A 20,957-nucleotide genomic window follows, 5' to 3' on the forward strand; every position below is an offset into this window, starting at 1 on the left:
ATGAGTGATGTGCTGACGAGAGATGTGCTGACGAGAGATGGATCGATGAAAGAAGCCGCGTTGGAACACCTGCGACCGGCCACGTCCGGTCCGCTTTCCGGCATTGTCGTGGCCGACTTCTCCCGCATCCTCGCCGGGCCGTACTGCACGATGCTACTCGCCGATCTCGGCGCAACCGTGATCAAGGTCGAAAGCCCTGCCGGCGATGACACCCGCAGTTGGAGCCCGCCGTCACGTGGGGACGATGCCACGTACTACCTCGCAATCAACCGCAACAAGAGCTCGATCGCACTGAACCTGAAGGATGCGAAAGATCTCGCTGTCGCGCGCCGGCTCGCCGAGAATGCAGACGTGTTCATCGAAAACTTCAAGCCGGGCGGGCTCGCCCGTTTCGGCCTCGATTACGACAGCGTCGCGGTGGCGAACCCGGGTGTGATCTATTCGTCGATCAGCGGCTTCGGAACGAAAGAGGGCGCGGCACTACCCGGTTACGACCTGTTGGTGCAAGCGCTGTCGGGGCTGATGAGCCTGACCGGCTCACCGGATGGACCCCCATATCGGGCGGGGATCTCCGTCTTCGACGTCATGACAGGGATGCATTCCGGAATGGGAATATTGGCGGCACTGCACCATCGCACGCTTACCGGCCAAGGGCAGCATGTGGAGACGAACCTGATGTCTTCCGCTCTTTCCGGGCTGGTCAACCAGACGTCTGCGTACGTTGCGGGTGACTTCATCCCCGAACGAATGGGCAACGCACACCTCAGCCTGTTCCCGTATGAGCCGCTGCCCACCGGGGACGGCGAGCTCATTGTCGTCGCAGGGAACAACGGCCAATTCGAGACGCTCTGCACAGCGCTCGATCTACCGGACCTGCCGCGCGACCCACGGTTCTCGACCCCGTCTGGGCGCAATTTCGAGCGTGAGCAATTGCGCCCTTTGCTCCTGGAACGCCTCAGCAGGCACTCCGCGCACGAGTGGTTCGACATCCTTACGGCCGCCGGCCTCCCGTGCGCGCCGATCCAGAACGTCGCTGAAGGCGTACAACTCGCGGAACGGCTCGGCCTGGAACCCATGGTGCTCGCCGGCCGTGGACAGAGCGCGATACCCACCATTCGCAACCCGATCACGTTCTCCGAGACACCGCCGAGCTACGACCTCGCCCCGCCGAGCCTGGACGGAGATCGCGCTGCCGTGCTGGCGTGGCTCGAGACAACATCAGGCAACCGAACAGACGCAACCGATGGAGCATCCGCAGATGACTGAGAATCAGACGAACACCGACACCGACGTGCCCGCTTTCCCCACGTCGATCGGCACATCGACGCCGACCTCCATGTCGCTGCTTGGCCAGGACATCGCGAGCGAAATGCTCGGCAAGGTCAGCTTCGGCGAGCTCGCGCTGTGGTTGATGACGCAGGAGCGGCCGACGCCGCAGCAGGCGCGGGTGTTCGATGCCGTCATGGTCGCGCTCGCCGATCACGGGCTGACTCCGATTGCGATCGCTTCCAGGCTGACCCTGTACAGCGCGCCTGAGTCGATCCAAGGCGCACTTGCGGCAGGGCTGCTCGGCGGCGGCTCGCGCTTTCTCGGTGTGACAGAGGACACCGGGCGATTCTTGGCCGCCGCGCTCGAATCCGCCGACAACATGCCGGTCACCGAAGCCGACTACGACGCGCTCGCACGCACAGCGATCACCTCCGCCCGCGCCGCCGGTCACCTCGTTCCCGGCCTCGGGCACCCTGTGCACAAGACCGGAGACCCACGCGTTCCTGTGATGATCCAGATTGCGAAGGACGAGGAGCAGTACGGTCCTCAGTTGCAGCTATTCGAGGCGATTGGGCGCGTGCATCCGGAGATTCTCGGCCGCACGCTCCCGCTGAACGGCGCCGGTGTGTGCGGGGCCGCCCTGGCCGACATCGGCGTGCCGCTCGGGCTGTTGCGCGGGGCGGTGCTGCTGGCACGCTGCGCGGGGTTGCTTGGACATCTCGGTGAAGAAATGCGCCGTCCCATCGGCGAGGCGGTATACATGACTGTGGATCGTCACGCGCAGTACGTCGCGGACGACCGCAGCTAAGACGCGATAGGCACCGCGTTGGAACGGAAGACACTGCATGCGACGGGATTCCAGCCCTGATTTCATCGAGGCGATCGCCAGGGGGCTCGACGTCATCCGGTGCTTCAACGCAGCCCGCCCCGCAATGTCGCTCAGCGAGGTCGCGGTCGCATCGGCTCTCCCGCGCCCGACCGCACGCCGCATATTGATCACCCTCGAGCAGCTCGGCTACGTGCGCTCGGGCACGCACGGGTTCATGCTGACACCGCAGGTGGTCGAGCTCGGCATGGCCTACATCGGTTCGATCAACATCTGGGAGATCGTGCGGCCGAACCTCGAGCACCTCGTGCAGCAGACGAACGAATCGAGTTCGATCGCCCTGCTCGACGGTTCGGACATCGTGTATGTGGCGCGCGTCGCCGTGCCCAAGCTGGTGACTCTGTCCGTGACGATCGGCACCCGCTTCCCCGCGCTGTCGACGTCGCTTGGAAAGGTGCTGCTCGCCGCCCTGGCACCGGACGAACTGGATGCCACGCTCGCGTTGCCGACCCGGTCCGGTCTTGAGGCCCGCTGGCAGCCGGATCGACCGGAGATCGACGCAGCGCTGCAGGGCGTGCGCGAGCGCGGCTGGGCGATGACGGATGAGCAGCTTGCGCGGGGCATTCGCTCGATTGCCACGAGCATCCGCGACGCCGACGGCCACACGGTTGCTGCTGTGAACGTGAATGCGAACAGTGCGGAGACCTCTCTTCAAACGCTGACCGACCATCACCTGCCGCTGCTGACACAGGCGGCGGATGCGATCAGCCAGGATTGGATCGCTTGGCACTCGCGCCCCCTGCTCACCCTGGGGGCCTGAGCGCTCCCCGCTGGTCGAGTAGCCCGCGAGCTTTCGGTCCCTGAGCGCAGCCGAAGGGCGAGCGGGCGTATCGGGACCGCCGCAAAGGGTCTGGACCTCCCATTGGGCTGTCGGCATTCAGGGCGGATTTCAGGCGTTGACAAGTTGGTGCGCGCGCTGGTGACTGACGCCAAGAAGGGTGCCCACGTCACGGAGAGGCACGCCCTGTTGAGCGAGACCGCGCGCGAGTTCGGCGGCCTTCGCAGTGGCGTCGCGCTCAAGCCATGATGCCTGCTCACGTTCGGAGTGGATGCGTTCGAGCGTTTTTGCGATGTCCTCGATCGCCCCCACTCGTTCGACCGTCAGGGCCACGCTGATCGACTCGATCGGCAAATCCAGAGTTACCGCGACATACTCCTTCGCCATGAGTTCCGCTTCGGCGAGCCTCCTGGCCTGAGTGAGTCCGTTGAGTTCTGGAATCGAGATCATCCACCATTTGCCATCACGCGTAACGATTGCGCTGTACGTCATTGCTTGGCCTCCCGGTTGGTTGTGCACTCACCATCAGAATAGTCCAGGGCAACTAGACAGCATGAGTCTATTGATGCTAGACATTTTCGATCCTGCCGATCATCGCGCCGGCCCAGAGGTGATCCGCCTCCAGATGTGCCTCACACCGAGCGTGGAGAATTCGGCCCGCTGGCTCACGTCGTCGACCTGCGGCTTTCCGCAGCCCTCGCACGTGATGGACCCCTCCTTGTAGCGCACCCCCTGCCGGACTGGCGGACGTCACTGTCATGCACAGCATGTTCCTCGCTGAGCCCGGGCCGTTCGGCTGCTGTTACGTGAACGGTGGGGAACAGGTGACTCCCCCGATTGGGGAGGACAAGATGACGTCGGGGTCGCCGCAATGCCCGCACCAGCCGATAGCCTCATTCCCAGTAGCATCCAGCGGCGACAAGCGGCATCCGGCTGCGGCAAGCACGAAAGAGAGTGGTATGGCGACGACCATTTACGAGATCCTTGACCAGCTGCACGCCGCAGCGCTGGACGAGAGTGAGGGCGATTACCGTCGCATCGATAAGGCGACCGATGACATCCTCGCCGACTGTCAGAAGTCGGTCGGCGCCGAGGCAGGCCGGGCGCTCGCGGGCCTGCATCTGAACTACGAAACGGCGCAGCCGTATCCGCTGCACGAGACCCGCATTGCGGGTGCGCGCGACCGCGTCAAGAAGATGCGCTATGCCAGGACTGGCAAAACAGTCGACAAGACGACGATCACCTACAACTGCGCTATCACGTCGTCGGGCATTCCGCTTGAGGCGCAGGAGTACCTGCTCGGCTCCCACAGCGCTCTCGACTGGATCATCGAGCGGTACCAGGTGAAGACCGACAAAGCATCCGGAATTCTCAACGACCCCAACGACTGGGCCGATCAGCATGGCAACGCCCGCTATATCCTCGATCTGATTATCCGCATCGCCACCGTGAGCGTCGAGACGGTTAAGATCGTGAACCCCCTACCCTCGCTGAACACGATCGAGTAGATGGTGTCCGGCTCGGTGAGGGTAACGCTAGCGGGAGGCGAGTTGGAGCAGGTCGCCGTATCGTCGACCTCTTGCAGAAACAGGCCAAGCTGGCAGATCGCTATGAGAAGGTTATGGGCGTCACTCCAAAGCCCAATTCGGTATGCGCGTCCGACGACCAGGCTAGCAACCCGCTGCAGCTCGACCAGTTCATTGGATACTGCCTGCTGCAATCCATCGACGCCGCCCGTATCAGCAGTTTCGTCGTAGACGGGCAGGGGCCGGGCGAGACCGAACTGCCGATCATGGGGCTGTACCCTCTCTTGCGCGCCCAGATCGAATGCGCCAGCCTCGCCGCCTGGGTGATGACCCCGAGTACGCGGCGCGAACGTATCCTGCGGCGCCTCCAAGCAAGCCACGACGAGTTCCGCTACGAGAAGATGTTCGTCGAGGCCGGACTCGAACTTGGAAAGAAGACCAACAGCTACAAAGAGAAGGTCCGCCGCGAAATCAGTAGGCAGGCCAGGGAACAGAAGCGCTACCTTGAAGCGATCGCCGACGCCAACGGAATCGCTAAGCACGAATACGAGGAAGCGCTTCCTGGTCTGGGGGACATGGCCAACGAGGCAGGACGCTGGCTCGGCCTCGGCTCGGCGGCCAAAGTGGCGTGGATGCTCTCCAGCGGGTTCACGCATGCCTCCTTCCGCCGAGGACTTCGCGTGTTGGACCTCTCCGTATCCGCTACCCACGGCAACATTCACGAAGGTGTAATGACGACCAATAACACCTACCTGCACGCGGGGCTCGAGGTGGTCTACAGAACGACCTTAGTTACATTGAAGCGATGGGGCCATCGGAGAATCGCGATAGACGGGGAGCGCCCGGTCCCCACGCCGCTCCTCTGATGCTCGGTCTATGTCGACCTCGCCGCCGACGTCCGCTGAAGTGGGCACCCTGTCGACCTGTCGGAGTTCCGGGCAATCGCAGTCGTTGCCGGTAGTGTTCGAGGGTGGCACGGAAGGGCAGCAAGGCATCACGGCAAGGCAGGGAGCCGCAGCCGAAAGTGAAGCCGTCGCCGTCCGACGTGCACGACATCGTCTACTTCCAGCGGCACCAGAGCGACGACCCGGGCATTTCCGCGCCCGGGCGCGATGCGTTGCGAAACTGGCCCGACAAGATTCGAGCGAAGACCTACGCCGTGCTTGGCGCCGTCGCCGCAGCCCCGCCTATCCGCTTCGCAGGTGGCGGGTACTGGGAAGCCATGCACGGAGACATGGCAGGCTGGTTCGAGGTGCGCATTGACGGCCCGAACCGTGAGCACTTCCGCCTGTTCTGTCTGCTCGATTATGACGCTCTCGACGAGAACGGCAACCCGGTGGGCAAGCCGTATCTGGTGATCATCGACGGCCGACGTAAAGTCTTCCGCACCACACTGGCAGACGCTGAGTACTCGAAGATCCGAGCGCTCGGTGACGAGTACCGCGGCCGGAACGCGCCGCGCTCGGTCATCTAGCTCTGGACAGCCACCCAGACGCCTAAGCGTCAGACGGCAGCGTTCCGCATCGGCCCAGTGATCTCCAGGCGCTCAGTTTTGGTCATCTTTTCGAGCGTGACTCGGAGCCCAAGTGTCGCCGCAACCTCGACGAGCGTTGAGACGGTCGGATTGACGGTTGACGCAGTGAGCAGGCGACGCACGGCTGGGGCCTGCATCCCTGCCGCGCGCGCGATCTCACTCCTGCTCATGCCCTCCGACACCGCAGCCTCGTTCAGCGCGTTGACGAGAGAGTCAATCGTGCGCACGCGAATCGCCTCCGCAGCGTAGGCGCGCGCGAACTCGGGGTCCTGGGCGTCTTCTGCGACGTCGTCCCAGAATGTTCCAGGCATAGTTTCTCCTCGATCGATGTTGCTTTTGCTGTTGCCGCGCAAAGCTGTGGCGTAACTTCTATGTTACACCCTAGAGGCTGTCAACAACCGCGCGGGGCGGGTGGCGATCAGCCCGCCAGCAGGCAGCCGAGGCACGGCATCCTCGCCATGAACGACCACGCGGTCGATCGTAGGCTGGCCCGAATTGCGAAGTGTGTCGACGACGACATCGTCGAAGACCGCCTGGTGATTGCGCACCACAACCAGCTGGTCGTCACCGTTCTCAATGAGAATCTCAGCGCCGCGCTGAACGATCAAGAGACCATGAGGGCATGATCACTGCCCCGTGGCGGCACTGACGCCGTCAGCTTCGTTGTGCAGGGGCCACACTGCACCCCGCCGCGAGCGCGGCCCGCGCGAGATCGCGATCCCAGGTCGCTAACAACAGCGCATCCGTGTGGACAGAAAGCGCCGTCGCCAGGTGGACGGAGTCGTAGCCGCGTAACCCGTGCGCCTGCGCGAGCTCACCAGCGGCGTGTGCCAGGTCGGTATCCAACCCGATGATGCCCACCTGGGCCACGAGAGCGTCGATCGCATCGACTGCGCGGTCAAGCGTGGCTGAGTCGATCCGCCCCATTCGGTGAGCAGCCGCGGCAGCCGCGCGCGCCTCCGGGTACAGCAACTGGCTGGAGACCACGGATTCGGATCGGTCCCAGAGCTCGGCGGCAAGTTCCGACCCGGGCTCGTCAAACACCAGCTTCATGAAAGCCGACGTATCCAGATAGACGATCAGCGCCGCTGCTCGCTTACCAGATCAGACACCGTGCCGGTGGCTGTCAATCTCGAACGCCCTCGTAACGGTTGACGCTCATGCTCCGGGTCGCGCACCAATCCGCGAGCGCGCAAGTCCGCCAGTGCATCATCCGCGTCGACCGGCGAAAGGCGCGCGACGCGGTGGCCTCGCATCGTCACGACAACATCGCGGCCGGACGCGACATAGCGAAGATAGTGACTGAGCTGGTCGTGCAGCTCACGCACGCCGACTTCCGCACTCGACTTCTGGCCATGTAGCGTCATGTGTCAATCATACGCGCTACGTTGGTGACTGGGCTCTGGCTCTCTCAGTCTCCGGATCTCTGGTCTCGATACGCTCGCAAGCTCGCTACTCGACCACCGACGCCGCGTTACTCGACCACCGAGGCGGCGAGCCTACGCGCGGCCGAGCAGCCGGTTCATTACCGTCTCGACTGCACGGTCGGCGTCGGCATCGGCGTCCGATGCCCGCCAAGCGAGCACACCGTCGGGTCGCACGATGATTGCGCCGTCCGCAGGCACACCGTAGGCCGCCTCGAACGCACCGTCCGCCGTGGCGGCCACGTCGCCATCCGCAGCGATCCGCACGGCCGCGAGCGGAAGGTCCGTGCGCGCGGCGAGCGCCGCGGCTGCTTCCTGCCAACGGTTCCCCCGGGCAGCGGCGAGAAGTGTGTAGCCATCCGTGAAGAGGTCGTGGATGCCGATCGTTGCGTCGTCGCGGGTCAGCTCCAGGTGCGGAATACGCGAACCGATCGGCGGCTGCGCTGCCCGCGGGTCGTGCACTGCACTCTCTTCGCCGTCGCCGTATTCGTGCCCGCCGTCACCGATGACACCGGCGGAGCGGTAGACACTGCCGAGTTCGACCGCTTCGGCCTCGAGCGGTTCTGCGAGTGGTTTCGTGTCGTCTGTCGCGCGCTCTGCGTACCGGCCCGCGTAGATGGCGTATGCCTGCTCCATCGTCATGAGTCCGGTCGGGCGGCGCTCGGCATCATACGTGTCGAGCAGCGCAGGGTCAGCGAATCCCTTGAGCACAAGTGCCAGCTTCCAAGCCAGGTTGTGGGCATCCGCAACGCCGGTGTTGCCGCCCCAGCCGCCTGTGGGCGGCATCGTGTGGGCGGAGTCGCCGGCGAGAAACACTCGGCCCTTGCTGTAGCGGCGGGCGGTGCTGGCTGACGCCTCCCATTGCTGCACGCTTTCGATCTCGATCGGGATGTCGTCGGAGCAGCCGAGCGCCATTCGAACGTATTCGATGCAGCGCTCCTCACCGATGTCCGAGACCAGGTCGCGGTGCTCTCCCGTCTCAGGGTCGGTGACCGAAAAGATCGAGAGGAACCCACTGCCCGCGTCGAACGAGAACCGGAAGAAGCCGAGCAGGTTCGGGTGCAGCACATAGATGACGCTGAGATTGCGATCGCCGATCATCTCTCGCATCTGCGCCTTGAAGTAGACGGTGATGCAGTCCGAACTGCCGTGCCCGTCCATCGGGATGTCGAGCTTCTCACGAATCGTGCTGTGCGCTCCGTCTGCAGCGACGAGATACTTGGCGCGCACCTCGTGCGCAGCCCCGCCGTCACGCGGCTGCAGAACTGCTGTCACTCCATCGGCATCCTGGGTGAACGACACGAGCTCCTCTCCGTACTCATGGCGCGCGCCGCGTTCGCTGGCCGCATCGCGCAGCACCGGCTCGAGCCCGACCTGGGTGATGAACAGACGTGAGGTCGCGCTGAGGTCTTCAACACCCTCGTTCCACGACTTGTAAAAGTACTGCAGTTCCTTGCCACACAGGCTTTCGACGGCGACGATCGCACCGTTCTGCACGAACTCCAGTGCCGCGGCCTTTTCGACGGCGTCCTGAATTCCCGCATGGCGGTAGACCTCCATCGTGCGCTGATGGAATGACGCCGCCCGCGGATGGATCGCGGTGCCCCGGTGTTTCTCGACGACCAAGTTATCGATGCCATAAGAGGAGAGCAGCAACGAAGTGGTCAAGCCCACCAAGCTGCCGCCGACGATCAGGACCGGGATATCCTGGCGGTCCTGCGTCTGAATTGTCGTGGCTGGAACTGTCGTTGCACTGGTCATCATTGACTCCATATTTTCCTCGATGAGGTGACTATCGTTCGCTAGTCGGACACTTGACCGATCTTTTGCGCTATTTGCATTATGAGAGTGCTCGCCGAGCCTGTCAAGGCTGGGCGTTGACTCGCTGACGCGGACGTGGCTATCATGGCTGTGTCCGCTGGTCGGACGTTCGTACGCAAAAATCGGAGCGGCTCACAGGCGCCCTGTGGGCACCGCCGAGTCAACTCGATGAATATCAACCCGCTGAATAGCAACTCGATGAAGAGAAGGCCTCAAGATGCAAGGCACCGCCGTACAGTCACAGTCGATGAACCAACCAGACTTCGCTTCCGGCCGCCCCGTGGTGTTCCGTCATGCGACGGTGCTCACGATGGACAGCGCGGGAATCATCAGAGATGGCGATGTGCTCGTCGTCGGCGAACGGATCGCCGCAGTCGGCCGCAAGCTCGAGGTGCCGGAAGGCACGATCGAGATCGACGCGACCGACGGCATCCTGATGCCCGGCATGATCGACAGTCACCGGCACCTCTGGCAAACGGCCATGCGCGGGTACGGCGGAGATTGGTCGCTGAGCCAGTACTTCGTCTTCTACTACCTGAGCTGGGGCAAGCTGTTCCGCCCACAAGACATCTTCGCGGGTAACCTGCTCGGAGCGATCGAGGCAATCGACAGTGGTGTGACGACGACGCTGGACTGGTCGCACGGGCTTCAGACCACCGAGCACGCCGAGGCGGCCATCGAGGCCTTGCAGGCAGTGCCCGGCCGCTTCGTGCTCGGCTACGGCAACCTGCTCGGTGCGCCGTGGGAGTGGCCGACGACCCCGGAATTCCGTGCCTTCGTCGACCGGCACTTCTCAGCGCGCAACGACATGCTCGGCCTGCAACTGGCCTTCGACGTGACCGGCCAACCGGAATTCCCGGAGCGGGCCGCGTTCGAAGTGGCGCGCGACCTGGATCTGGCGGTGACAACACACGCCGGCGTCTGGGGCGCGATGACGGACGACGGGATCGTGCAGATGTCTGATGGCGGCTTCATGAATCCCCGCGTCACGTACGTTCACTCGGCATCGCTCACCCAAGACTCCTACCAGCGGATCGCGGCAAGCGGCGGCAACATCTCCGTATCTGCCGAGAGTGAAGACAGCGCAGGACAAGGCTATCCGAGCACGCATCAGGCGCGGCAGCACGGCATCCCGGTTTCACTGTCGATGGACACGAGTGTGTGGTGGAGTGCTGATGTGTTCAATGCGATGCGCGCCACCGTCAACGCAGACCGTGCCCGCGACCATCTGGATGCCCACGGCCGCAACGAGACCGTTGTCGGCAACGACGTGCGCGCCGAAGACGTTGTGCGCTATGCGACAGTCGGCGGGGCGCACGCACTCGGGCTGGACGACACCGTCGGCACGCTGACCGTCGGCAAGAAGGCCGACATCGTGTTGATCAAGAACGACGAGTCACCGACGATGACCCCGATCCTCAACCCGTATGCGCACATCGTCTTTCAGGCCGGACGCGGCGATGTGCACACCGTGGTCGTGAATGGTCGGGTCGTCAAGTACGACGGACACCGCCTCGCGGGAAATCTGGCGCAGGCGAAGGATGCCGTCGCCGACACCGTCGACTACCTGCGTTCCTCGATGGGCGAGGAAGCGTGGGCAGAGGGCATGACGCCGGAGCTTCCTCCGGCCGAACTCATTCCGAACCCGTACAGCTACACGGAGTGGGACGGCGGGGATCGCCTCGTTCGCGCGGAGGAGTAGGCGGACACGCATCGGTACTCGCGCCGACCTGTCAGGACACCGATGCCGGGGCGCGACGCCCGCTGATCCCAGCACGCGTTCGTACCGCCGAGATCACCCGGCACACGACGTAGATCAGGAACGAGATCGTCGTGACGTACGGGCTGATCGGGATCGATCCACCGAGCGCCAGCAGGATGCCGCCGACCATCGATGTCATTGCGAAGATCACGCTGAGCACGGGCACGAGCACCGGTGACGAAGAGACCCGTAGCGCCGCCGCCGCCGGCGTGACCAGAATGGCGAGCACGAGCAGAGCACCGACGATCTGCACGGAGACCGCGACCGCAAGGCCGAGCAAAAGCATGAACACGATCGACAGCGTGCGAACGGGAACGCCGCGCGCGGCCGCGACATCGGCATCCACGCTGGAGAAAAGCAGCGGCCGCCACACGACGAGCAGACCGGCGAGCACGATCGCGGAGATGACGACCAGGGCACCCAGCTGCGGATTGTCGACGGCGACGATCTGCCCGGTCAGCAGCCCGAACTTGTTCGCAGAGCGCCCCTGGTACAGGGCCAGGCACAGGATTCCCAGGCCGAGACCGAACGGCATCAGCACGGCCGTGATCGAGTTGCGATCACGTGCTCGCGAACCGAGCACGCCGATGACGAGTGCTGCGATCACCGAGCCGATCACCGAGCCCTGCACTACGCCGATACCGAACAGCAGACCGGCGGATGCCCCCGCGAACGACAGTTCGCTGATCCCGTGCACTGCAAATGCCATGTCCCTGGACATCACGAAAACGCCGATCAACCCTCCGACCAGCCCGAGGATGGCACCGGCCAGGATCGAGTTCATCAGCAGTAGCACCAACTCGCCGTAGTCGGTGAAGTTGAACAGTTGCGACCACAGGTCGTCAGCCGCGGCCGCTGCGTGCGCCAGCCCGACGGTCAATCCGGTCACAGCGGCCGCACCTCTACGTGGTGGCTGACATGTTCGGGGTCGTATGGAGCGTCATGGTGCTCATCGTGGTGCCCCGCGCCCGCGTCGGCCGTTCCGATCACGATCACACGCCCGTGGGTGCGAACCACCTCGACCGGGGATCCGTACAACTCGCTGAGCACGTCGCTGCGCAGCACCTCGTCTGGGCTGCCGATGCGGAAGCGCCCACCGGCCAGATACAGCACCCGGTCGACCATGCCGAGGATCGGGTTGATGTCGTGGGTGACGAACAGCACGCCAATCGCCTTCTGGCGACGATTGGTGTCGATCAGCTCACTGATCGCCCGCTGATAGGCCAGATCGAGCGAGATCAGCGGCTCATCGCACAGCAGCAGCCGCGGGCTGTCGGCGAGCGCCTGCCCGACGCGCAGGCGCTGTTGTTCTCCACCCGAGAGTGTTGCTATGGGCACCTTCGCATAGTCGGCGGCGCCGATCGAGGCGAGGACGGCATCCGCTCGCTTTCGCCGTGCCTTGGACGGCAGGGCAGGACCCCAGCGATGACCGTCGATCGCCAGCATGATGAGGTCTCGCGCACGCAACGGCGTGCCCTCATCTGCGAGTTTCTGCTGCGGCACATAACCGATTCTGCGGTTGCCACGCCGCACCGGTTCGCCGAGGAAGCTGACCCGACCCGAGCTCAGCCGCTGCTTGCCCAGGATGACCTTGAGCAAGCTGGTCTTGCCCGATCCGTTCGCGCCGAGAACCGCAACGAATTCGCCGGGCATCACGTCGAGGTCAACGCCGCTCCACAGCGTGCGGTCACCGAAGCGGAGGGCTGCGGCGCGCAGACTGAGTACGGAGTCGCTCACGAGGTCAACGCTACTTGCTCGACGGCGTGTTCAGTGCTGCTGCGACGGCAGCCAGATTGCCGCTCATCCAGGATAGAAACGTGTCGCCTTTCGGCATCGTCTCGGCCACCGGCACGACAGGCACGTCGGCGCTCTTCGCCGCCGCCAGCACGGCATCGGTCTGCGCACCGGTGGTCTGCTCGTTGTAGACCAGGAGCCTGACCGCGTGCTCGCTGAACAGCGAGAGCGTGTCGTTCAAAACGGACGGCGCAACATCGGTGTTGTTCTCCACTGCCTCGCTGAACTTCTGCGGCGTCTTGTCAACGAGTCCGATCGAGTTCAACAGATACAACGGCACGGGCTCCGTGATCGCCGCGCCCTGACCCGAATACTTCGCTTTGAGTGCCCCCTCCCGCGTTACGAGGTCGGCGATTTTCGCATTCAGTGCGCCGGCGTTCTGCACATAGACGGTCGCATTCTTGGGGTCGAGTTTCGCAAACGCGGAACTGAGCTGCGTCGCTACTTTCTCCACTGTCGGGAAGTCGTACCAGACGTGCTCGTTGAGCCCTGCTGATCCGTGCGCCTTCTTGCCGGAAATCTGAACGGCGTCGAGCACGATGCGCTTCGAGTTGCCGGCCGCACTGTTGCCGGGCGCACTGCCGCCGGTCGCACTGTTGCCGGCCGCGTTGTTGCCAGCAGCGGCGAGCATGGTGTTTGCGAAGTCGTCGTAGCCGCCGCCGTTCTTGACCACGACATTGGCCTTCGCGATCGCAAGCTGGTCGCGGGCATCCGCTTGGAATTCGTGCGGGTCGATATTCGGGTCGCTGATCAGCGAGGTGACGGTGACATGATCGCCGCCGACCGTCGCCGCGATATCGCCCCACACGTTGGTGGTCGCAACCACCGACAGCGTGCCTGAGGTCTCGGACGGCGCGGCGGATGCCCCGGCGGAGCAGCCGGTCAGCACCACGGCTGTGGCAAGCAGCGCCGCGAGCAATGCTGGAGCGGCAAAGCGCTTGCGGTTCATGGTGGCCTATCTCACGTGCGGGGCCGGCGCTCATCCCCCGGTCGATAGCCAACTTTAACTCTTATTGATAATGATTGTCAAAACCATTATCACGCGGCCCGGTGTCGAGGCCACGATGCGATCCTTTGCTGCCGGGGTCTCGATACGCCCGCGCGCTGCGCTCGCGAGCTACTCGACCACCGGAAGGGGTGCGCGCTGCGCTCGCGGGCTACTCGACCAACGGAAGGCGTGCGCGCTGCGCTCGCGGGCGGCTCGACCAGCCGGGTGCTCGGCGTGTCAGTCCAGCAGGAGCGCGGGCTCCTCGATGATCGACGCGACGTCCGCGACGAAGCGACTGGCGACATCCCCGTCGACAACGCGGTGGTCGAACGAGGCGCCGATCGTCGTGACCAGGCGCGGACGCACCTCGCCGTCGACAACCCACGGCTTCTGTTTGATCGTGCCGAGCGCGATAATTCCCACCTCGCCCGGATTCAGAATCGGCGTGCCCGTGTCCATGCCGAACACACCGATGTTCGTAATCGTGATCGTGCCGCCTGCCATATCCGCGGGCGACGTTCTGCCATCACGCGCCGTCAAGGTGAGCTGCTCGAGCGCGCGGGCCAAATCGAGCAGGCTGAGATCCTGCGCGTCCTTCACGTTCGGAACGATCAGGCCGCGCGGCGTTGCTGCCGCAATGCCGAGGTTGACGAAGTGGTGCACGATGATCTCTTCGTCAGTCCAGGTCGAGTTGACTGTCGGGTTGCGGCGCACCGCCCAGATCATCGCCTTTGCCATGATCAGCAGTGGGGATACTTTCACTCCGGCGAAGTCGGTCGAGTTCTTGAGCCGCTTGACGAACTCCATCGTGCGCGTCGCGTCGACATCGACGAACAGGCCGACGTGGGGTGCGCTGAATGCGCTCTTCGACATCGCCGTCGCGATCGCCTTGCGCACGCCCTTGACCGGGATGCGCTCCTCGCGTGTGTCCGGCCACTCGGGCGTCTGAATGTTGTGGAACACACTCGCCTGCGTCGCTGCACGCACCACGTCATCGCGCGTGGTTTCACCGGCCAGCCCGGTCGGTTCAACGTCAGCCAACTCGACACCGAGGTCCTTGGCCAGCTTGCGGATCGGCGGCTTCGCGATCACAGGCGAAGCGGATGCCGCCGGCATAAGCTCTGCCCCGCTCGGCAGATGCCGGCGCTCGTCTGGCCGCGCCGGTGCTGGGAACTGGCGCGGCGCATCCGCTGCCGTACTGCGGGGAGCTGCGCCGCTGGCCGGCGTGGCGCCAACCACCGCGCTGCCCGGATGCGTCGCTCGGCGGCGCCTGCTCGGGCCATGCCCCTGCGAACCGTAGCCCACCAACACCGCGCCAGGTTTCTCGTCGTCTTCGCGTTCAATGGTCGACTCGACGTCGACCGCAGCATCCGCGAAGACCTCCTCGCTCGCTCGCTCGCTCGGGCCCGCGGGCGCGGTTGCGGTTGCGGGATCGCTGGCGCGCTCCCCCGCGCTTGACAGCGCGACATCCGTCACGATGATGATCGGGGTGCCGACGTCGACGGTTTGGCCTTCACTCACCAGTAGTTCGCCGACGACTCCGTCGAACGGCGACGGCAGTTCGACCAGCGACTTCGCCGTCTCGATCTCGACAAGTACCTGGTTGAGGTGCACGGTGTCGCCGGGCGCGACCTTCCACGACACAATTTCAGCCTCGGTCAAACCTTCGCCGACATCGGGGAGCAGGAACTCGGATTCACTCATGGTTGCGCTGTCCTTCATTCGGTCGGCGAGAGTGTCCAATTTGGACGAGCGCGCCCGGTATTGCGAGCACTTTGGTCCGAAACGGACACTGTCGGGGGCGAATCATCTCAATACGCCAGTGCGCGGTCGACGGCCTCGAGCACGCGGTCGGCGTCAGGCAGGTAGAGGTCTTCGAGCTTTGCGGGCGGGAAGGGCGTGTCGAACCCGGCGACGCGCAGCACCGGCGCCTCGAGCGAATAGAACGCCTTCTCCGTGACGGTTGCGGCGATCTCCGAGCTGACGCTGACGAAACCGGGGGCTTCTTGCGCGACGACGAGCCGCGTCGTCTTGCGCACAGACTCCAGAATCGGCCCGTAGTCGATCGGTGAGATCGAACGCAGGTCGATCACCTCGACGCTTGTGCCTTCTCCCGCCGCGAGCTCGGCCGCGTGCAGCAGCACACTGACCATCGCGCCGTGGCCGAGCAGCGTGACATCGGTTCCCGTACGCACGACCCGGCTGGCATGCAGCGGAACGGCGTGCGCAGAAAAGTCCACTTGACCCTTGGGCCAGTAGCGACTCTTCGGCTCGAAGAACATGATCGGATCGCGTGAGGCAATCGCCTCCTGGATCATCCAATACGCATCGTTCGGCGTCGACGGGCTGACGACGCGCAGGCCGGCCGTGTGCGCGAAATAGGCCTCCGGGCTTTCCTGGTGGTGTTCGACGGCGCCGATGTGCCCGCCATACGGCACTCGGATGACGACGGGCATGTTCAGCGTGCCCTCCATCCGCGCTGTCAACTTGGCCAATTGGGTGGTGATCTGGTCGAATGCCGGAAATATGAAACCGTCGAACTGGATCTCGCAGACCGGCCGGTAGCCACGCAGCGCCAGACCGATCGCCGTGCCGACGATGCCGGACTCCGCGAGCGGAGTATCGAGCACGCGGTTGACTCCGAACTCGGCCTGCAGCCCTTCCGTGACGCGGAACACTCCACCGAGCCGGCCGATATCCTCGCCCATCAGCAGCACCTTCGGGTCGTTATGCATCGCCAGGCGCAGGCCCGCGTTCAGCGCCTTGGCCATCGGCAGCGATTCGACAGTGCTCTCTGCACCACTGGTCGCGGCACCACCGGCGGGAAGGTCGCGATTCGGCGTGCTCAGCGACCGATCCGATTCGAGTGTCGTCATGCGGACGCCTCTCCCGATTCCGTGGATTCCGGCGTGACGAAGGACCCCTCGTAGCGTTCGAGCCATGCCTTCTGTTCGTCCATCACCGGATGCGGCTCCGCATACACATTGTCGAAGATCAGCGACTGGCTCGCCGGCCCGAGCGCCAACGTGCGCGCGCGGATATCCGCCGCGAGGTCATCCGCTTCTTCGTCGACGCGGGCGAAGAAGGCGTCGTCGGCGCCGCGGTCGGCGAGGTAGGTGCGGTAGCGAGCGATCGGATCCCGCGCACTCCAATACGCAACCTCATCGGCGCCGCGATATTTAGTGGGATCGTCGCTGGTGGTGTGCGCGCCCATCCGGTACGTGACCGCCTCGATCAAGGTCGGTCCGTCGCCGGCGCGCGCGCCGTCGAGGTGTTTGACGGTGACCGCGAAGCTGGCGAGCACGTCATTGCCGTCGACCTGCACTCCGGGAATGCCGAACCCGGTCGAGCGCAGATACAGCGGGGTTCGCGACTGCGTCGAGACCGGCACGGAGATCGCCCAGTGATTGTTCTGCAGGAAGAACACCTGCGGCGTCTGATAGCTGGCCGCGAAGACGAACGCCTCGCTGACGTCGCCCTCCGACGTAGACCCGTCGCCGAAGTAGACCATCACCGCCGCATCCGTCTCCGGGTCGCCGGTGCCGCACGCCCCGTCGAACTTGATGCCCATCGCGTAACCGGTTGCGTGCAGTGTCTGCGTGCCGAGCACGAGGGTGTACGGATGCACATTGCCGTTGCTCGGGTCATCGAGCGTCCATCCGCTGTTCGTCAGCCCTCGCATGACGCGGATGATGTCCAGCCCGTCAACGCCGCGAATCATGCCGACGATGTGCTCGCGATACGACGGGAACAGATGGTCCTGCGCTCTCGCGGCGTGCGCGGACCCGACCTGCGCCGCCTCTTGCCCGTGACTTGGCGGCCAGAGTGCAAGCTGACCCTGCCGTTGCAGATTGGTGGCTTCCGTGTCGAAACGGCGCGCCGTGACCATGTCGCTGTAGAAGCGGCGAAGCAGTTCCTCGTCGAGCCGCTCCACGTATGGCAGGTATTCGTCTGCTGCGGCACTCGGCTGAATTCGGCCATCCGGGGTGAGCAATTGCACGAACGGAACCGAGGGGTTCGCCGAATCTATCAGGGCAGGGTTTATTTGGGCAGGGTGTATTTGGGCAGGGTTCACCAGGGCAGGATCGGGCGCGTTCGAGACAGGCACCGTACTAACCTAACCGCTTGGCCTGATGCCCCCTTGGTAGGTCTCGAACAATCTCTTTGGAAATCTTTAGAACTTTCTCGACAGATTCCGCCTCTCCGACCGAAATGCGGATGCCCTCTGGCGGGAACGCGCGCACCGACAGTCCCGCATCGAAGAAGGCATCCGCTGCCTGCGCTGTCTCCTCGGCGGTGGCCAGCCAGACGAAGTTGCCCTGCGATTCGGGAATGCGCCAGCCCTGGTCGATGAGCCTGGCACGGAGTTCATCACGGCGCAGTGCGATCCGCGCTACTCGCTCGAGCAACTCGTCTTCGAGGTCGATGGAGGCCAGCGCGGCGGCCTGTGCGACATCCGTCACAGACATCGGGATGGCGGCAGATCTCGCGGCTGCAATGATCGCTGCGGGGCCGACCGCATAGCCGATGCGGAGGCCGGCGAGCCCGTACGCCTTCGAGAAGGTGCGGAGAACGACCAGGTTGGGGTAGCGCTCCAACAGCGGAGCACCGTCGACGGCTGTCGCATCCGTCTCGAACTCGTGGTACGCCTCGTCGAGCAACACCAGCACGTCGGAAGGCACATTTGCCATGAAGTCCACGAACGACGAAGCCGTCACAATGGTCGACGTCGGATTGTTGGGGGAGCAGACGATGATAACCCTCGTGCGCTCAGTGATCGCTGCGGCCATCGCGTCGAGGTCGTGGCTGCCGTCTGCGCGGTTGGGAATCTGCACGCTGTTGGCGCCCGACACCGCTACGAGCCCCGGGTAGGCCTCGAACGATCGCCACGAGTAAAGCACCTCATCGCCCGGGCCGGCTGCGGCATTGATGAACTGCGACAGCAGGGCGACGGAGCCTGCGCCGAGGTGCACCTGATCGGTCTCGACGCAGAATCGTTCCGCGAGCCGGCCACGCAGCGCCAGCGCCGCACCGTCTGGGTAGCGATTGAGCGTGGCCGCCGCGCCGACCGCGACGAGCACTCCGGGCAACGGGTCGAACGGGTTCTCGTTGCTGGAGAGTTTGAAACCGGACTCCGATGGCGTGCGGCCCTGTCGATACGCAGCCAGGGCGACGATCTCCGGGCGAAGCTTGACTGTTGGTTTTGACGGGGGCTGGGTGTCGGCGCTCACAGGGTCAAATCTAGTCCGAGCCGCCTGGGTGCGCAGAAAGAATAGGCGTGCAGAACACTCGTGACAAGTCAACACTCGCGAACCGGCCGAGCACCTGGGATAGTGGACGAATGAGATTCCTGGTCAAGCTGATCATCAATGCGCTCGCCCTCTGGCTCACGACGCTGATCGTCAGCGGAATTGCCGTCAAGCCGTGGACGAGCGGCTTTTGGCCAACGCTCCTGACCTACCTGCTGCTCGGTCTCATCTTCGGACTCGTGAACGGGATAGTCGGCACGGTCATCCGTGTCGTGGCGTTCCCGTTGTACATTCTGACGCTCGGCCTCGTCTCGCTGATCGTGAATGGGCTGCTGCTGCTCATCGTCGCGTGGATCAGCGGTGCGATGGGATTCGGCCTGACCGTTTCCGGCTTCTGGACGGGAGTGCTGGGAGCTTTGGTGCTCGCCGTGATCAGCTGGTTCATCGGCCTGTTCGCCCGGCCGATCACCCGCAGGCCGTAGTAACAGCCTTCAGTGCGGGGCGACGCGTTCGCCTCGCCACATCGTGACCTGTGCGTCGACGCCGCCCGTGAAGGCTGCCAGCGTATTCCGCGCCCCGACCAGTCTGGGGTCCCTGGACGCATCCATCCGGCTGGCCGTTTCGGCGTAATTGCCCAGGCTGTGCGCGACCAGCGGCGATTCGTCCAGAGGCGGAGGCGTGTCATAACTGGTGCGTTCCACGAGGATGCGATCACTTCCACCGTGTGCCGAGGGGCGCTGATTGCCGCCGAGCGCGGGAATGACATCGTCTCGATGCTCGACCGCAATATCCGTCACGCTCGACGGAACGTCGATCCCGCCGGTGGGGGAGCCGAAGGTGACGAGCGCCGGAGTACCGTACTGGGTGCCTGTCGCCAGACTGGTCGCTGCGATGCCGCCCTGCGAATAGCCGACCGGGAGCACGGCGTCGCCCGGCAGGGCACCGGCAGCCGCCAGCGCCTGCTCTGTTGCACGAACAGAGCCCGCGCTCAGACCCGCTACGCCGTTGACGTTCGAGGTATCGTCCCACGGCTCACCGCCAGTCACGAACCTCGGGTCGACCGTTCCGGCCACGTAGACCACCCAGTGCGGGCGGTCGGCACCGACGTCGTAGCGCTCAACCCGCACCTGCGGGCCACCCGCAGTGCTCGCAGGCACACGGTCAGCCAGGTCACGAAAGCCCGCAGGGGCACCGGCGGTGACGGATACATCGTCGAGCCTGCTCACCGTCACCGGAGTCTCCTTGAGGGCGTTCGGCCCGGCCAATGCAACGACCGTGCCTGCCGCGCCGCGCAATCCGAATAGTCCGGTCGCACCGTCGTCGAGCGCCCGCACCACCGGATACGGTACTCCCGCTGCGCCGAACAGCGTGCTGTCCGCCGCCGAGACCGCTTGGCGCACGAACGACACGACGGCGGGGTTGCGTAACACTCCCCGATGCGCCGTCAGCCAGCGGAACAGCCCGCTGACGGTTTTTGTCGGCGACACGCCCAGAAGCGATGCGCCGGCGAACACGGCTGCCCAACCGGGCAACGAGGCCGCAATGAGCAGGCCGATCAGCGGTGCGGATGCGCCGAGGGCGTATCCGGCGACGGACCCACCTGCCTCAGCAGCGCTCGCCGCGGCCCGCTCGACCCGGCCGTACGCATCCGCTGCCTGGTCGAGGTCGCGTGCGAGCCCCTGACAGAGCTCGCGGCCTGCGGCAATGGCACGCTGCGCGCGCAGCACGTATGGCCATGGATCATGCGAGCCTTGAGCCTGTGCCGTGCGTGCACTCGCGGCGATGCCATGCGCAGCCGATGAATCCAGTGACTGCTGCCACGCCGAGGCCGACTGTGCCAGCGCGTTCAGCGTGCGTGCGTCTTCGAGCATCTGGTCGGTCGCGACGGCGCTCATTCCTCCGCCGGAAATCGTTATGTCGCCCACG

Annotated in this window: 22 protein-coding genes; 9 read left to right on the plus strand and 13 right to left on the minus strand. The window is 64.6% G+C overall.

Annotated features, from left to right (window positions below; genetic code table 11):
• The 3 genes from QU604_RS21640 to QU604_RS21650 are packed head-to-tail and all read left to right on the plus strand — an operon-like array spanning position 1 to position 2,915.
• Entirely contained in the window at positions 1-1,266 is a 1,266-nt protein-coding gene (locus tag QU604_RS21640) for a CaiB/BaiF CoA transferase family protein (protein ID WP_308466671.1), read from the plus strand.
• Positions 1,259-2,077, plus strand: coding sequence for a citryl-CoA lyase (locus QU604_RS21645; RefSeq protein ID WP_308466672.1), 819 nt, complete (start codon positions 1,259-1,261; stop codon positions 2,075-2,077). The genes QU604_RS21640 and QU604_RS21645 overlap by 8 nt, the downstream gene beginning before the upstream one ends.
• A gap of 37 nt (positions 2,078-2,114) precedes the next feature.
• Positions 2,115-2,915 (plus strand): IclR family transcriptional regulator domain-containing protein, encoded by an 801-nt coding sequence (locus QU604_RS21650; RefSeq protein WP_308466673.1) that lies wholly within the window; start codon positions 2,115-2,117, stop codon positions 2,913-2,915.
• A gap of 129 nt (positions 2,916-3,044) precedes the next feature.
• On the opposite strand, the gene QU604_RS21655 is transcribed toward QU604_RS21650, so the two are convergent.
• Entirely contained in the window at positions 3,045-3,425 is a 381-nt protein-coding gene (locus QU604_RS21655; protein ID WP_308466674.1) for a hypothetical protein, read from the minus strand.
• Positions 3,426-3,892: 467 nt separating this feature from the next.
• Here QU604_RS21655 and QU604_RS21660 point away from each other — a divergent pair, with 467 nt between their 5' ends.
• The 3 genes from QU604_RS21660 to QU604_RS21670 all read left to right on the plus strand — a co-directional run bounded on the left by QU604_RS21660 (position 3,893) and on the right by QU604_RS21670 (position 5,933).
• Entirely contained in the window at positions 3,893-4,441 is a 549-nt protein-coding gene (locus QU604_RS21660) for a type ISP restriction/modification enzyme (protein WP_308466675.1), read from the plus strand.
• A gap of 71 nt (positions 4,442-4,512) precedes the next feature.
• The gene (locus QU604_RS21665; protein ID WP_308466676.1) at positions 4,513-5,325 is read left to right on the plus strand and encodes a hypothetical protein; all 813 of its coding nucleotides are present in this window, start codon (positions 4,513-4,515) and stop codon (positions 5,323-5,325) included.
• A 104-nt stretch (positions 5,326-5,429) separates the two neighbouring features.
• A complete protein-coding gene (locus QU604_RS21670; protein WP_308466677.1) occupies positions 5,430-5,933 on the plus strand; it encodes a hypothetical protein in 504 nt (167 codons plus the stop codon).
• 29 nt (positions 5,934-5,962) lie between these two features.
• Here the strand turns inward: QU604_RS21670 and QU604_RS21675 are convergent, their stop codons facing one another.
• Positions 5,963-6,304, minus strand: a complete 342-nt coding sequence (locus tag QU604_RS21675; protein WP_308466678.1) for a helix-turn-helix domain-containing transcriptional regulator — start codon at positions 6,302-6,304, stop codon at positions 5,963-5,965.
• 147 nt (positions 6,305-6,451) lie between these two features.
• Between QU604_RS21675 and QU604_RS21680 the strand changes: the two genes are divergently transcribed.
• Positions 6,452-6,619, plus strand: a complete 168-nt coding sequence (locus tag QU604_RS21680) for a hypothetical protein (protein ID WP_308466679.1) — start codon at positions 6,452-6,454, stop codon at positions 6,617-6,619.
• A gap of 28 nt (positions 6,620-6,647) precedes the next feature.
• Here QU604_RS21680 and QU604_RS21685 read toward each other — a convergent pair whose 3' ends face one another.
• From QU604_RS21685 to QU604_RS21695, 3 genes are all read right to left on the minus strand, one after another.
• Positions 6,648-7,076, minus strand: coding sequence for a type II toxin-antitoxin system VapC family toxin (locus QU604_RS21685; RefSeq protein ID WP_308468994.1), 429 nt, complete (start codon positions 7,074-7,076; stop codon positions 6,648-6,650).
• The gene (locus tag QU604_RS21690; protein ID WP_308466680.1) at positions 7,073-7,360 is read right to left on the minus strand and encodes a type II toxin-antitoxin system Phd/YefM family antitoxin; all 288 of its coding nucleotides are present in this window, start codon (positions 7,358-7,360) and stop codon (positions 7,073-7,075) included. Before QU604_RS21690 ends, QU604_RS21685 begins: the two co-directional genes overlap by 4 nt.
• A gap of 132 nt (positions 7,361-7,492) precedes the next feature.
• The gene (locus tag QU604_RS21695; protein ID WP_308466681.1) at positions 7,493-9,181 is read right to left on the minus strand and encodes an FAD-dependent monooxygenase; all 1,689 of its coding nucleotides are present in this window, start codon (positions 9,179-9,181) and stop codon (positions 7,493-7,495) included.
• Positions 9,182-9,485: 304 nt separating this feature from the next.
• On the opposite strand from QU604_RS21695, the gene QU604_RS21700 reads away from it, so the two are divergent.
• Positions 9,486-10,940, plus strand: coding sequence for an amidohydrolase family protein (locus QU604_RS21700; RefSeq protein WP_308466682.1), 1,455 nt, complete (start codon positions 9,486-9,488; stop codon positions 10,938-10,940).
• Between the two features lie 31 nt (positions 10,941-10,971).
• Here the strand turns inward: QU604_RS21700 and QU604_RS21705 are convergent, their stop codons facing one another.
• The 7 genes from QU604_RS21705 to QU604_RS21735 form a co-directional block, all read right to left on the minus strand.
• Positions 10,972-11,784: a metal ABC transporter permease gene (locus QU604_RS21705; RefSeq protein ID WP_308468995.1), complete on the minus strand. Its 813-nt coding sequence runs from the start codon at positions 11,782-11,784 to the stop codon at positions 10,972-10,974.
• 101 nt (positions 11,785-11,885) lie between these two features.
• Positions 11,886-12,737, minus strand: a complete 852-nt coding sequence (locus QU604_RS21710; RefSeq protein WP_308466683.1) for a metal ABC transporter ATP-binding protein — start codon at positions 12,735-12,737, stop codon at positions 11,886-11,888.
• Positions 12,738-12,747: 10 nt separating this feature from the next.
• Positions 12,748-13,743, minus strand: a complete 996-nt coding sequence (locus QU604_RS21715; RefSeq protein ID WP_308466684.1) for a metal ABC transporter solute-binding protein, Zn/Mn family — start codon at positions 13,741-13,743, stop codon at positions 12,748-12,750.
• 276 nt (positions 13,744-14,019) lie between these two features.
• Positions 14,020-15,486, minus strand: coding sequence for a dihydrolipoamide acetyltransferase family protein (locus tag QU604_RS21720; protein WP_308466685.1), 1,467 nt, complete (start codon positions 15,484-15,486; stop codon positions 14,020-14,022).
• Positions 15,487-15,593: 107 nt separating this feature from the next.
• Entirely contained in the window at positions 15,594-16,553 is a 960-nt protein-coding gene (locus tag QU604_RS21725) for an alpha-ketoacid dehydrogenase subunit beta (RefSeq protein ID WP_308468996.1), read from the minus strand.
• Between the two features lie 101 nt (positions 16,554-16,654).
• Positions 16,655-17,782, minus strand: a complete 1,128-nt coding sequence (locus QU604_RS21730; RefSeq protein ID WP_308468997.1) for a thiamine pyrophosphate-dependent dehydrogenase E1 component subunit alpha — start codon at positions 17,780-17,782, stop codon at positions 16,655-16,657.
• A 112-nt stretch (positions 17,783-17,894) separates the two neighbouring features.
• Positions 17,895-19,013 carry a histidinol-phosphate transaminase gene (locus QU604_RS21735; RefSeq protein ID WP_308466686.1) on the minus strand — a complete coding sequence of 373 codons (1,119 nt, stop codon included), beginning with the start codon at positions 19,011-19,013 and terminating at the stop codon, positions 17,895-17,897.
• Positions 19,014-19,123: 110 nt separating this feature from the next.
• On the opposite strand from QU604_RS21735, the gene QU604_RS21740 reads away from it, so the two are divergent.
• Positions 19,124-19,513: a phage holin family protein gene (locus QU604_RS21740; RefSeq protein WP_308466687.1), complete on the plus strand. Its 390-nt coding sequence runs from the start codon at positions 19,124-19,126 to the stop codon at positions 19,511-19,513.
• Positions 19,514-19,522: 9 nt separating this feature from the next.
• On the opposite strand, the gene QU604_RS21745 is transcribed toward QU604_RS21740, so the two are convergent.
• Positions 19,523-20,956, minus strand: a complete 1,434-nt coding sequence (locus QU604_RS21745) for a hypothetical protein (protein ID WP_308466688.1) — start codon at positions 20,954-20,956, stop codon at positions 19,523-19,525.
• Position 20,957 lies beyond the last annotated feature (1 nt).

The sequence above is a fragment of the Rathayibacter sp. SW19 genome (assembly GCF_030866825.1).
GTDB classification, from domain to species: Bacteria; Actinomycetota; Actinomycetes; order Actinomycetales; family Microbacteriaceae; genus Rathayibacter_A; species Rathayibacter_A soli.

Bases quoted from the DNA above. Each gene is read 5' to 3' on its own strand.
- QU604_RS21650 (WP_308466673.1), top strand. From the start codon at position 2,115: ATGCGACGGGATTCCAGCCCTGATTTCATCGAGGCGATCGCCAGGGGG.
- QU604_RS21675 (WP_308466678.1), bottom strand. From the start codon at position 6,304: ATGCCTGGAACATTCTGGGACGACGTCGCAGAAGACGCCCAGGACCCC.
- QU604_RS21720 (WP_308466685.1), bottom strand. From the start codon at position 15,486: ATGAGTGAATCCGAGTTCCTGCTCCCCGATGTCGGCGAAGGTTTGACC.
- QU604_RS21690 (WP_308466680.1), bottom strand. From the start codon at position 7,360: ATGACGCTACATGGCCAGAAGTCGAGTGCGGAAGTCGGCGTGCGTGAG.
- QU604_RS21740 (WP_308466687.1), top strand. From the start codon at position 19,124: ATGAGATTCCTGGTCAAGCTGATCATCAATGCGCTCGCCCTCTGGCTC.
- QU604_RS21655 (WP_308466674.1), bottom strand. From the start codon at position 3,425: ATGACGTACAGCGCAATCGTTACGCGTGATGGCAAATGGTGGATGATC.
- QU604_RS21645 (WP_308466672.1), top strand. From the start codon at position 1,259: ATGACTGAGAATCAGACGAACACCGACACCGACGTGCCCGCTTTCCCC.
- QU604_RS21725 (WP_308468996.1), bottom strand. From the start codon at position 16,553: ATGGCCAAGGCGCTGAACGCGGGCCTGCGCCTGGCGATGCATAACGAC.
- QU604_RS21705 (WP_308468995.1), bottom strand. From the start codon at position 11,784: ATGAACTCGATCCTGGCCGGTGCCATCCTCGGGCTGGTCGGAGGGTTG.
- QU604_RS21640 (WP_308466671.1), top strand. From the start codon at position 1: ATGAGTGATGTGCTGACGAGAGATGTGCTGACGAGAGATGGATCGATG.
- QU604_RS21700 (WP_308466682.1), top strand. From the start codon at position 9,486: ATGAACCAACCAGACTTCGCTTCCGGCCGCCCCGTGGTGTTCCGTCAT.
- QU604_RS21680 (WP_308466679.1), top strand. From the start codon at position 6,452: ATGAACGACCACGCGGTCGATCGTAGGCTGGCCCGAATTGCGAAGTGT.
- QU604_RS21715 (WP_308466684.1), bottom strand. From the start codon at position 13,743: ATGAACCGCAAGCGCTTTGCCGCTCCAGCATTGCTCGCGGCGCTGCTT.
- QU604_RS21660 (WP_308466675.1), top strand. From the start codon at position 3,893: ATGGCGACGACCATTTACGAGATCCTTGACCAGCTGCACGCCGCAGCG.
- QU604_RS21695 (WP_308466681.1), bottom strand. From the start codon at position 9,181: ATGATGACCAGTGCAACGACAGTTCCAGCCACGACAATTCAGACGCAG.